The following is a 12,826-nucleotide window of genomic DNA, read 5'->3' as shown; positions in this document are numbered from 1 at the left end:
AACATAAATCTTATCTATATGTAGCACGAGATTATTACCGACACGACTACGATCAGCAGGAGAAATTATGGTTTCACGTCGAGGGTTTTTAAGGGGGGCTGGCACCCTCGCATTTATCGGCCTTTCTAAAAGCGCATTTGGCAGAGTGTCACTATTAGACTTTAACACAATGATAGCTGGGTATGGACCGTTGATCACCGACCCCAATGGTTTACTCGATTTGCCCCAAGGTTTCAGTTATCAAATAGTATCAAGCCTTGGAGATAAAATGTCCGATGGTTTTACTGTACCTGACAAAGCCGATGGTATGGGTTGTATTGCTTTAGATGGAGAGCGAGTTGCATTGGTCCGCAATCATGAATTGAAACCAACAGATTTAGCAAAAGCCGAGAACAGTATTCGCCAGCATAAAAGTGAGCTTGCTTTTGATACAAATGACTCAGGCATCGCACTTCCAGGTGGCACAAGTCATATTGTCTATAACCTAAAAACACGCCAAAAAGAACAAGAATATTTATCCTTGGTTGGCACTATTCGTAACTGCTCTGGTGGAATAACGCCTTGGGGGAGTTGGCTTACTTGTGAAGAAACAACTGCAACTAAAAATGATGGTTTTACACAAGATCACGGATATATTTTTGAAGTACCAGCGACTGCAAAGGGTTTAATTAAGCCACAACCTCTAAAAACAATGGGGCGGTTTAATCATGAAGCTGCTGCTGTTGATCCCAAAACAGGTATTGTTTATCTCACGGAAGACCGGGGAGACAGTGTGTTTTACCGCTTTATTCCAAACGAAAAAGCAAAGCTCCACAAAGGCGGGAAACTACAAGCGTTGGCTGTGAAAGAAAGCCCGCAATTTGATAGTCGAAATTGGAATAAAAAAGCGATGCCACTTCATCAGGAGTTTATCGTTGAGTGGATAAATTTGGACGACCCGCAAAGTGCTAAAGACGATTTACGGATCCGTGCTTATCGAAGTGGAGCCGCGCTATTTGCTCGAGGTGAAGGGATCCATTGGGGTGAAAACGAGCTGTACTTTTGTTGTACCAATGGCGGAAAAAAGCAGCTAGGGCAAATCATGAAGTATCAGCCATCTGAGTTTGAGGGAACAGAAAAAGAACGTCTCAATCCAGGAAAGTTGTCTTTATTCGTGGAAAGCGCTAGCCAGTCTCTCTATAACTTTGGTGACAATCTTACCGTGTCGCCACAAGGACATTTAATTGTTTGTGAGGATCAGTATTCCGATGTTGTAGATAACTATCTAAGAGGCGTAACACCAGAGGGAGAACTCTATAATTTTGCACGGCTAGCTAAGCAAACTGAGCTCGCCGGTGCTTGTTTTTCACCAGACGGCAAGACTTTATTTGTTAATGTGTACTCACCAACGACAACATTGGCGATTGTGGGGCCATGGGAGCACTTTAATCAAGCAAAAAATAAAGAGCCTCTCTAATTTTAATTTGTTGAATTAGGGCTTGTTGATCTTTTCGCTATTTGGTTTATGTTCTCATAAGTGTATTTTGGTCGCGACGCTCAACTTGCTGCTGAGTAATCTAAGCAAAATTTAAATCGTGAAAGTGAGCTATTGATATTGATGCTATTATCAATGAGGCTCCTTTTCTTTACGTTGTCTTGTCGTCAAATTATCAGCCACAAATGCGCCTCGTTGTCCTCTGGTTTTTGCTGGCCCAACGGTACTATCTTTTAAAGTTTGTAGCTCAGCACTGGCATTTAATGCAGCACCAAAAATAATGATGTATGCACTCAAGTATAACCACATCATCATAATGACGACACCTCCCAATGAACCATAAGTTTCATTGTAAGAAGCGAACTGCGCGACATAATATGAAAATCCCAATGACGCTAAGATCCATAAGCCGGTTGCGGTAAACGAGCCGAGTGTTATCCAGCGCCATTTTGCGGCTCTGCGATGAGGCGCGTAACGATAAACAAACGCTAAGGAAAAGTGAAATAGTACCGCTAAAATAGACCAAGTAATTAGCTGTATTACAGAGTCCAGTGCTGTGGTAAATCCTACGAGGTTAAGCACAATCGGTAAAATTCCGATAATAGACAGTGCCACAATCGCGACGAAAATCGCCCCCACAGAAAACAAAAAGCGCACCACTAGCGCTTGCAAAAACTGCCTTTTATTGTGCTCATGATACGTAATGTTGCAGGCTGTAATCAACGCTTGGCAGCCTTTACTGCTACTCCAGATTGTTAAAAAGAGGGTAAAAATAGCACCTAGACTTAGGCTCGCCTGCGATTTTTGAGTGAGCGCCTTGAGTTGTTGCAACATAATTTCTTGACTGGATGCTGGTAAGAGCTCTATTAGCGGCAGTAGCTGATCAACCATTTCTGTAGGAGAAGAAAAATAGGCGTAGATAGAAACGACGGCTGCTAATGCGGGGAATATTGCCAGAAGGGCATAAAATGCCACTCCAGCGGCAACCAGAGATAAATTATCCTGGGATAAGCTGTGATATAGCCGTTTACTGACATCCCACCAACCGAGTGCTGGAATATCACTTGGCCTATCTGCATTAAAGCCATGTTTATGAGCTGCCATTGGTCTTTCCTAAATCAATTCTGGGCCTGTTGTTCTAAAGTGATATACAGCAAAAGGTCTGCCAATCTCGTTTGGCGTTATATTTGCTACTAGTTAACTCGTGATCTTGTCAATAAAAACCCAAAGAGTGCAATATGGAAATCAATAATCTTATTAAAAATCAAATTATTAATATGATTCAGACGGCAGCTTCTAGCGAAGCGACTGAAGCCGTGAGCACATCAGATACGCTAAGTTTAAGCACACAAGTTGTGCACTTTTTACAAACTGCATGGCAATTATTACCTGCTCTGGCGCTGGGAGTTGTGGTTATTGTGCTTTGTTATTATTTAGCAAGGCCAATCTCTTATCTTTTGATTAAACCCATAGGTTATGTCAGTAAAAGTCGATTATTACATCTAGTCACTCGCCGTTTTATCAGCGTGTTAGTCATATTTTTTGGTATTTATATCTTTTTGCGTTTGGCTGGGTTGAGTGAGTTTGCAGTTGCAGTAATGAGTGGCACTGGGCTTGTCGGTCTTATTCTTGGGTTTGCATTTCGTGATATCGCTGAGAACTTTATTTCGAGTATGTTACTTAGTGTCCAGCGCCCATTTAGAATTGATGACGTTATCGAAGTCGATAACCGTTTGGGGATCGTTAAAAAAGTCACTGCCCGCGCAACCACCTTAGTTGATTACGATGGCAATCACATTCAAATACCCAATGCTACCGTCTACAAGAATGTAATTAAAAACTTTACTGCCAATCCCAAAACACGTGGACACTTTAAGATTGGTATTGGCTATGACAACGATATTCGCCTGACGCAGCAAATTGCAATTGACTTACTTAAAGAACAAAGTGCGGTTTTAAACGACCCGCCACCACAGGCTCTACTCGAAGCATTAGGCTCCGCGACTATCAATCTTACTATATATTTTTGGGTCAATAGCGAACAACATAGTCCGATAAAAGTGGCGTCTCAACTTATGCGAGAAACCGTTAATTGCTTTACCGAACAGGGAATTAGCATGCCTGACGATGCTAGAGAGCGGATAATTATAGCTGCAAATAATGAAACATCAGGATCAATTAAAGAAGCGACTAGTAATTCGAGTGGCAACGGAGCCTCCGTGAAACAAAAGCATAAACCCACAATAACAGCAGTAGATGCGGATATTGACGATGTAAGTAGCGATGCAGATGAGATCAGAGAACAAGCTGAACATGCTCGAAGCCCAGAAGAAGGGGATAATATAATTTAGCAGTAAATTAGGTTAAGTGTTGAAATGTGTCATGGCTGATTTAGTTTATTTCGGACCGTCGACTCATCACCCTGATCTAGATAAACAACGCTATCGAGCTTTACGTACTCGATAGCAAAATACTGGTTTCACTATTTAAAATGCCATCAATCTCTCGAACTTGCCTCAGTACACCATCGAATTCACTGAGGTTAGCAGCTTGCACTTCAGCGATTAAATCCCATGCCCCGTTCGTGGTATGAATTTTACTGAGTTCGGGGATCCCACGCAGTGCATTGATCACTTGAGTAGTGGATTTACCGATCACTTCTATCATCATGATAGCGCGCACCAGCTCGGACTCGATATATTCATGAACCCGCACTGTAAAGCCTAGAATTGCACCACTGGAAATGAGTCTATCTAAACGGTTTTGTACGGTTCCGCGAGACACATCGAGCGTAGTGGCTAAAGTTGAAATGGCTGCTCGGCCATCTTTGCGCAATTCAGCAATCAAGGCTTTGTCAAGCGCATCATATAAGTAAGGAGTCATAGTACAGCTTTGTGGTTTTTGTCATGATTAGTCTATTTGTATAATTCAACTTAGCAAAGTGATAGAAAATTGCACTAATTGTATAAGATTTTGGCATTTAAATCGTCTTATGGTGTGGTTACACTGATATTGTGTATGACAAGGTCCAAATCAAATAATGAGTGCAGTATGACAACGATATTTCAAGCACCACGAGCGGTGGTGATGATCCGCCCACACCATTTCACTTCGAACCCGCAAACCATGCAAGATAACGCATTTCAGCAAGCATGCAGTGAAAACAACCCTAACAACAGAGCCTATGTTGAGGTCAGCAACGCCGTGCAAGCGTTAGAATTGGCTGGCGTGAAAGTACACTTATTTGAAGATACCTCCACAGACACGCCAGACTCGGTCTTTCCAAATAACTGGTTTTCGACGCATAACGATGGTCAGTTAACGATTTATCCTATGTACGCTTTGAATCGACGATTGGAGATCCGCCGCGATATTATTGATTTTCTGAGTGCTCACTATCAGGTGACAAACATCAATGATTATAGTCATCTAACCGCTGAAGAAGTATTCCTTGAAGGCACCGGCTCTATGGTTATCGATCATCAAGCAAAAGTGGCCTATGCGGTAGAGTCCAAGCGCACTAACGCCGTGTTAGTTAATCAGGTTTGTGAGCAGTTGGGACTACAGGCAGAAATATTTAATGCCTATGATAAGAATGAAGTGCCTGTCTATCACACCAATGTCTTAATGTGTGTCGCCACCGATTTCGCCATGATATGCCTAGATATGGTGCCAGAATATCAGCGGGCACAGCTTATTAACCGTTTTACGCAAAGCGGCCACACCCTGATTGCGCTATCTTATCAGCAGATCCAACATTTTTGCGGCAACGCGATTGAGTTGCAAGGCAGTATGGGACGCATACTCGCGCTTTCCACAACGGCTTATCAGGCGTTGTTGCCTGAGCAAATTGCTGTCATTGAAAAGTCAGCTAAGCTAGTTGCTATTGATATACCGACAATTGAAGCCGCAGGTGGCTCGGTGCGTTGTATGATTGCTGGAGTCCATTTAAATAACCGTTAAATAATACTAGGGCCTGTTGACCTTTTAAGAAGGTCAACAGGCCCTAGATAAACGGCAAATAATAATAAAACAGGAATCGCCTATGTTTGAAAGTGCAGTTAAGAGTATCAATGGGCTTTTATGGGGAGAAGGCCAGATACTTATTTATATCCTGCTATTTGCAGGGTTTTGGTTCACTATTCTTTTGCGAGGGATACAAGTTGTAAAGTTTCGTCACATGTTTAGCCTGTTACGGGGCAGCAGTCAGGGTGATAGCAATACAATCAGTTCATTTCAAGCCTTATGCACAGGGCTATCAGCTCGAGTTGGAACTGGTAATCTTGCAGGTGTTGCAGTTGCTATCTCTCTTGGTGGCAGTGGTGCGATATTTTGGATGTGGATGATAGCTATTTTGGGTATGGCAACAGGCTTTGCCGAAAGTGTACTTGGGCAAGTCTATAAAGTGCGTGATAGCCAAGGTGAGTTTAGAGGTGGTCCTGCTTATTATATTCACATGGGATTGGGAAGTCGGGCGTTTGCAGTATGCTTCGCCTTTTGCTTGTTTTTGGGATATGGATTTACCTTTAGCGCGATGCAAACCAATACCATCACCGATGCGCTCAACAATGCGTTTGATATTCCAACCTTATATTCAGGTATTGTGATCACAGTCCTCGCTGGCTCTATTATTCTTGGTGGCTTCAAAGCGATTGCACGATTTGCTGAAAAGGTAGTGCCAGTAATGGGATTAGTCTTTGTCCTTGCGGCCATTATTATTACCGTGATGAATTACTCTCAAGTCCCTGCCATGATCAAAGATATTTTGCTTTCAGCTTTTGGCTTGCAAGAAGCGGGCGCAGGCGCACTTGGCGCAGCTATCAAAAATGGTATTCAGCGCGGGCTCTATTCTAACGAGGCGGGAGCGGGTAGTGTACCGCACGCATCGGCCAGTGCGTCGCCAATTCCCAATCACCCCGTGACCCAAGGTTATATTCAAATGCTGGGCGTATTCTTTGATACCATCGTTTTGTGCAGTTGCACTGCTGTCATAATTCTATTGGCAGACATAGATATTGGCAGTGAGATGGAAGGCATAAGGCTAACACAATCTGCGATGACCGCGCATTTAGCAACTGGGGGCGTGTACTTTGTTGCGGCGGCGATCACTTTGTTTGCTTTCACCTCTGTAGTCGCTAATTACGCCTATGCTGAAAGTAACTTACACTTATTTCATCTGGATAATAAAGTTGGCCGTTCAATTTACACCGCATGCTACTTGTCTATGATGTTGTGGGGCGCTTCGGCAACGCTAAAACAGGTATGGGATCTTGCCGACATCGCATTGGGTTTAATGACGGTGGTTAATGTTATTGCCATCGTGCGTCTTACTCCCACTATCTTGGCGGTGACGGCTGATTATCATCAGCAAAGAGCAAAAGGGAAAGAGCCTGTATTCGAAGTCGATAAGGTCAAAGTGCAAGGAGTTACTGAGTCTGGCATTTGGGGGGAAATTAATGCAAAGAGTTCAGTCTAATACGTTTTAGATGGAATAAATAAAGGCCGAATTTTTCCGGCCTTTATTTATTCTTTAACTTTTTAAATTAAAAAGTATCGCCAAACTTTCAATCATCACCTTGTTTAAATTTTTTATATTCAGTGTATACTTCCGCCCGCTTTTCACTTCAATATTTCAAACTAAATATTGCTTCCTTTTTAATCTTTAAACACCGATGTGATAATGAAAAAACAATTATTTGGACTGGCAGTACTATCGTTGCCTATGTACGCGAAGGCTGATATTGCCATATTTTCAGAAGTACTTTTTGGTAAAGCCAATAATGAATTTTATGCTGAGCAAGAATCTGATTTAGGATATAAGCGTGCGCCATCTGCTAATTCTGATTCATGGGGGTTGAGGCTCGGTGTTGGGCTTACAGATCGTTTAGCACTTGAAGTCGCACAACATTTTCATGGAGAGTCACTAGCTGAATATTCCGTTCATGTTTCTAACACACACTCTGGAATCTATCAAAACCCATATGACTACTCATATAGAGCCAGGTTTCCTATTGATACTGAATCTCTACGGTTGGGGATTAAGGGAGAGATTGAGGTGTCTACCAATATTAATGCAAATATAAGAGTTGGAATGGCACATTGGCAATACAAAGATGTGATCCCTGCACAGTTGGTTCCTACAGGCAGCAATAGTTCAGGTGATAGCGGTAATGATATTTATACCTCGATAGGTGTTGAGTATCGACTAACAGATAATCTTTATGTTGGTTTGGAGTACTCTCTTTTGAATATTAAAGAATCGAAAGAATATGACAACACAGGCGTAGTTCAATATGAGCATAATTTGCACGATATATCCATGTTACTTGGTTGGGCTTTTTAATACGCTGATATTCGGAGTAGAGAAAGGTTATTTTTAGAACTGTATTTAGAGTGGGGCGAATTGAACAATTCACCCCATTAATTTTGACAAGAAAGCTTAGATGCACCGTCAGTGACGAAGTTATCTAACCTCAATAGGTATATAACCAGTTACCAGCCGTCGTAGCGTTTTCTACGAGATAAAAATAGCGTCAGAATTACACCGATAATAATGCCACTGATCCCGATGATACCACCGTAAGTGAGCAGTAGGTGTTGTTCTTTTTGGACTTTTTGCTGTTGTGCTAGACGCTCATCTTGTAGCTGCTTTTCAAGCCCTGATATAGTGTCTTGAAGTGAAGCATTCTCAGCTAGTAAATTGGTATTGTTTTGCTGCAACATGGGAAGTTGCTGCTGGGCATCGTTTAGTGCCTCTTGAGTTTCCACCAAGGTTTGGTTAACCGTTTCTAATTGTTGCTTTAAACCTGGCTCCGTGGTGACAAATTTACTTTCTACCCAACCTTCTCTTGCTTTATCATCTTTGATTTGGACAAACTCGTCGTTAGCACCACTCAAAATAGTGATTGGCGTACCAGCATCAACAGAACCTAAAATTCGATAGTTCTTACTTGGACCTGTGTGCATGTAAATAAAAAGATTGTCACTAATATAGCCGTTTGGTGTTGTCGCGTTTGCTGCGCTATTTTCGTCTGGCTCTTCAGCAAAGCTTACAAAGCTGGTGAAGAGCAGGCTCGCAATGATAAATTGCTTAAAGTTGAACATGCGTTGGCCTTTTATTCTTTGGGTCGTAAAGTTTACAAAATAGTAGGGATTTCGCGGCCTAATAGCAAGGCTTTGTTTATTTTGAATGGGGTGAAATGATTGATTACATAATGAAAATTGCAACATTTAACGCAATGATACGGTGTTATTAATCCGTTGATGTTCAGCGAAATTAGCCCAACTATCTATTGATTTAGCTCATGTTTGAAGCAGTTATCATCGGATAAAAAGATTGCAAACTTTGCCTCCTTTGTATATTTTGATCCTCCCTTAGACAAATAGGTAAAACACAGCCCTAATGGACACTGAAATAGAACTGAAATTTTTGGTTTCAGATAATGAAGTTCCGCTGATCCCTGCACTCATCACACAGTTTGCAAAAACGGTCACTAACAAGCCTGCTAAAAACTTAACTAACGCCTACTTTGACACGCCAAATCGTGAATTGCGTGCGCTAGATATCGGCCTAAGAACGCGTTGTTGCAATGATGAATGCGAGCAAACCATCAAACTTGCGGGAGAAGTTGTAGGAGGGTTACATCAACGACCTGAGTACAATTTACCTATTCAGTCAGGACGTCCTGACTTGTTAGCGTTTGACGCGAATATTTGGCCTCATGGCATGCAGCTTGAGTCTATCGCAGAGAACATATTTCCGGTCTTCAGTACGAATTTCATTCGTCGTACTTGGTTAATCGAAACGGACTCAGGAACTAAAATCGAAGTAGTGTTGGATAAAGGGGAAATATCAGCCCAAGGGAAGATGGAGCCAATCAATGAGCTTGAAATTGAGCTAGTTGAAGGAAACAAAGAAGATCTTTTCTTATTAGCCGACCACCTAATTAAGCAAGCAGGTATGCGTTTGGGGTTATACTCAAAAGCTGCTAGGGGATATCGAATTGCCGATGATAAGCCTCTAAAACCAAATAAGTTTATAGGTTTTGTACCGCTAAAATCTCAGGTAACACAAGAGCAAGCCCTCATAGCGACGGTCAGCTATGGTATTCAGTTCGTCCAGAAACACGAGCAATGCTATTTTAATAAACCGAGTCTCAAGACTTTAAAGCGCGTTATTGATGGAGTTTCGCTTATTCGTCACGCGTTTTGGTTATTCGATGACATTGTTGATAAAAGCTCGACCGAGAGTATTCGTAACGAATTAAAATGGTTGCTGTCAGAACTTGCTTGGGTCGAAAATGCGATTCATTTAAAAACCTATACCTCAAAGCGTCATGCTTATCATAAGAAACTTAATCAGTTTCCAGAATTGGCGCAGGTCATTACCGATTTGCAAGATGTTCAGCCGACACCGACGGACATTGAAGATTTATTTCATTGTACTCGTTATAACCGTTTGATCCTTTCTCTCACTCGTTGGCTTGTTGATAGAGCATGGCGTAAAAATTGGGATCAAAAAGCACTAAGTGCAGCTGAGCTACCCGTCACAGAAATCGCGAGCCAATTATTTGATAAAGACTGGCAAGAACTTAAAAACTTGCTTCCACAGGATAAATCGCTTTCTGAAAGAGATTATTTGCAGGTGAGAATAAAGCTAGAAAACACGCTACTAAGCGGTAACTGTCTGGGCAAGCTTTACGATAAAGAAGCGCGCAAAGCGTTTAGAACGCCTTGGATTGATATCGTTTATGGTATATACGAGCTAGAAACTCTTGCGTATTTATATCAGCTTTGCCAAAACCAAAATGCAGACGAATTACAGGAAGTGCAGGCATGGCTCAAGCAAAAATCTGACTTTTTGATAAGTGCCATGGAGCAAAGTCGACAGTCTTCTATGCTTAGTGAACCTTACTGGTTTTAAATAGTAAAAATAGAAAATAAAAGCGAGGTATATTCCTCGCTTTTTTGTAGTCAATAATAACTAAAATAAAAGGACGGTACCGTGTTGGTTTATAAAATACTGCTGCTTAGTTTCTTTTTGCTTTTTAGCCCCTTTATTTGCGCCAATGAACGGTTATATGACGCTTTTATCAAAGAGATAGAGCAGCAAGAAACGCGAAATAATGCGCTTCAAAACGTTGACCAAGTATTAGAGTCGGATTTAACGCCAGAAGAAATTGCAGATGTTCACCATAAAACTACGGTAGCACTCAAAAATGCTTTTCAGCTCGAACAGGCACATAAATGGGCTGAGCGTTTTAAGCAAGTGTTACTCACACATCATTTGCCTGACTATGAAGCTAAATACTCCTTAACGTATGGAGATTTGATGCTCAAAGAGGGGAAATTTAGCGACGCGATTAGTTACTTAAACTTAGCCGTATCGCAGCTATCTGAGCTTGATATGTATCGGCTGTTAAGTCACGCCTATCGCTTTCGGGCCGCTGCGTACAAAAACAATGGTAGTTATAAAGATTCTATAGAGAGTTACGAGCTCTCTATAGAAGTGGCAAAAAAGTATGAATTTCCAGACTTACAGGTGTCTGCGAACACTCAGTTGGCAGATGTTTATTCTGATCTTTCGTTACCAGATAAGGCACTTGAATTATTACAGCGATCAATTGCGGTACTGAAAAGCCAAGAGCAGGAAAATACAGTATTACTCGGACAAGTTTACTACAACTTAGGAGGCGCTCATCAGGTCATCGGTGACCATGAGAAGTCGCTTGAAGCCTACCAAACCGCTTATGACTATGACGTTAAAGCGGGTAATGTGGTTTACTCAGCCTATACTTTGATCCGCATTGGCCGAGAGCAAAAAAAACTAGCCCAATATAGCAGTGCCGAGGCGTCCTTTAAAAAGGCGTTCACGATATTTGAGGAACACGGACATATTAGAAATCAAGGTTGGGCGCTGAGTAATTTAGCTGAGCTTAAATTGAGGGAAGATCAAAAAGTTGAAGCAAGAGCATATGTTGAAGAGGCACTTGAGTTAATCGATCCGATACAAAGCAAAGTGCTTTATCAAGAGACGATGACAACTTACGCACAAATTGTTTTACCAGAGCGAGCTGATTTCTTCATTCAAAGTATGGAGCAAATTATTGCTCAAGATGAGGTCTACCTTGGCCTCAAGGAAACAGCATTACGTGTATTAAAGGACGCATATAGCGCAAAAGGCGACTTTGAAACTGCGCTTAATTATCACCTACAGTACGCGGAGTCCAAGGTTTCTCAGCTTGAAAAAGAAGCCAGTCAAAAAGCTTTGGCGTATCAGCTGGACACTGAATACCAGAAGAATCAGTATGAACTACAAAGCTTGAAAACACAGCGTGATATGGAGCAGGCTGAGCAGCGTGTACAACAAATAGTAACAGCTGCTGTGGTAGGAGTGTTGGTCATTCTGTTGAGCGCATTTTTATTACTTGCGAGAAACAAACGCCGCGCACTGGAGCTCGAGAAGCAGCTACTTAATAAAACTTTAGACTTAAAACAGCAATTGCTGGCAGATATTTCTCATGAATTGAGAACACCGCTTACCGTACTTAAGTTGCATATTGAATCTCTGGAACATAATTTGGTGGAAAATCCGCAGCAGAGCTACAAGGTGCTTAACCGCCGTCTCGATACACTTAATACCTTAATTAAAGACATCTATGAACTCGCGCAGGCGGATACTGGCAGCCTAAACTTAGCGTTAGAGCGCGTAAATGCCAAGCACACATTTATTGGCCTTGTTGAAGATATTGATGACTTCGTGACAGATGAAGGACTTGATTTTAATGCCAATATTGAACTCCCTGATACGCTGGAGATCGACATTGATGTGACTAGGTTCGCTCAGATATTCAATAATTTAGCTCGTAATAGTGTGAATTATACCGACAAGCCTGGAGAAGTCTTTGTGGAAATTCGCTATCAAAATCAGCACAACCGTATTCAATGTGTTATTGAAGATTCGAGCCCCGGTGTGGACGATGAAGCGTTGGGCCGGTTGTTTGAACGTTTGTTCCGGTGCGACAAGTCTCGAAGCCGAGACCTTGGTGGTTCTGGCTTAGGTTTATCAATCTGTCAAAAGTTGGTTGAATTGCATGGCGGCAGTATTACAGTTGCACACAGCGATTTAGGTGGCCTGAAAGTGAGTGTGATTCTACCTTGTGAGTAATAACAAAAACCTGCTCTTAACCTGAGGTCATATACTCGGTGCGATTTCACATTGTGATATAGTAAAAGCTCGCCGCGTAAAGCGGCTCCCACCAGATATTATATTGCGTGTCGGAGCGATTTCACATCGCGATACGGCACAAAAGCTCGCCGCGTGAAGCGGCTCCCGGCAGAGGTTATATATCG

The 12,826-nt window shown here is 42.0% G+C and carries 10 protein-coding genes; 7 read left to right on the top strand and 3 right to left on the bottom strand.

The features are described from left to right. Positions 1-67: 67 nt before the first annotated feature. On the top strand, positions 68-1,456 hold the full coding sequence (locus CWC29_RS12470) for an alkaline phosphatase PhoX (protein ID WP_138522657.1): 1,389 nt from the start codon (positions 68-70) through the stop codon (positions 1,454-1,456). Positions 1,457-1,606: 150 nt separating this feature from the next. Here the strand turns inward: CWC29_RS12470 and CWC29_RS12465 are convergent, their stop codons facing one another. Then, positions 1,607-2,578, bottom strand: coding sequence for a YihY/virulence factor BrkB family protein (locus CWC29_RS12465; RefSeq protein WP_138522659.1), 972 nt, complete (start codon positions 2,576-2,578; stop codon positions 1,607-1,609). A 134-nt stretch (positions 2,579-2,712) separates the two neighbouring features. On the opposite strand from CWC29_RS12465, the gene CWC29_RS12460 reads away from it, so the two are divergent. After that, positions 2,713-3,825 (top strand): mechanosensitive ion channel family protein, encoded by a 1,113-nt coding sequence (locus tag CWC29_RS12460; protein WP_138522661.1) that lies wholly within the window; start codon positions 2,713-2,715, stop codon positions 3,823-3,825. A 100-nt stretch (positions 3,826-3,925) separates the two neighbouring features. Here CWC29_RS12460 and CWC29_RS12455 read toward each other — a convergent pair whose 3' ends face one another. After that, positions 3,926-4,357, bottom strand: coding sequence for an Lrp/AsnC family transcriptional regulator (locus CWC29_RS12455; protein WP_128725236.1), 432 nt, complete (start codon positions 4,355-4,357; stop codon positions 3,926-3,928). A 168-nt stretch (positions 4,358-4,525) separates the two neighbouring features. On the opposite strand from CWC29_RS12455, the gene ctlX reads away from it, so the two are divergent. From ctlX to CWC29_RS12440, 3 genes are all read left to right on the top strand, one after another. Beyond that, complete coding sequence (gene ctlX / locus CWC29_RS12450; protein ID WP_138522663.1) at positions 4,526-5,437, top strand: citrulline utilization hydrolase CtlX; 912 nt, start codon at positions 4,526-4,528, stop codon at positions 5,435-5,437. Between the two features lie 82 nt (positions 5,438-5,519). After that, complete coding sequence (locus CWC29_RS12445) at positions 5,520-6,950, top strand: alanine/glycine:cation symporter family protein (RefSeq protein WP_138522665.1); 1,431 nt, start codon at positions 5,520-5,522, stop codon at positions 6,948-6,950. A gap of 204 nt (positions 6,951-7,154) precedes the next feature. Further along, positions 7,155-7,817, top strand: coding sequence for an outer membrane beta-barrel protein (locus CWC29_RS12440; protein WP_138522667.1), 663 nt, complete (start codon positions 7,155-7,157; stop codon positions 7,815-7,817). Positions 7,818-7,966: 149 nt separating this feature from the next. On the opposite strand, the gene CWC29_RS12435 is transcribed toward CWC29_RS12440, so the two are convergent. Then, a complete protein-coding gene (locus CWC29_RS12435; RefSeq protein ID WP_235956572.1) occupies positions 7,967-8,578 on the bottom strand; it encodes a TIGR04211 family SH3 domain-containing protein in 612 nt (203 codons plus the stop codon). Between the two features lie 298 nt (positions 8,579-8,876). Between CWC29_RS12435 and CWC29_RS12430 the strand changes: the two genes are divergently transcribed. Next, positions 8,877-10,397 carry a CYTH and CHAD domain-containing protein gene (locus CWC29_RS12430; protein WP_128725242.1) on the top strand — a complete coding sequence of 507 codons (1,521 nt, stop codon included), beginning with the start codon at positions 8,877-8,879 and terminating at the stop codon, positions 10,395-10,397. 81 nt (positions 10,398-10,478) lie between these two features. Beyond that, positions 10,479-12,641: an ATP-binding protein gene (locus CWC29_RS12425; protein WP_128725243.1), complete on the top strand. Its 2,163-nt coding sequence runs from the start codon at positions 10,479-10,481 to the stop codon at positions 12,639-12,641. Positions 12,642-12,826 lie beyond the last annotated feature (185 nt).

This window comes from Pseudoalteromonas galatheae, assembly GCF_005886105.2.
In the GTDB taxonomy this organism is placed as follows: domain Bacteria; phylum Pseudomonadota; class Gammaproteobacteria; order Enterobacterales; family Alteromonadaceae; genus Pseudoalteromonas; species Pseudoalteromonas galatheae.
This window is presented reverse-complemented; position numbering and strand designations above follow the sequence as displayed.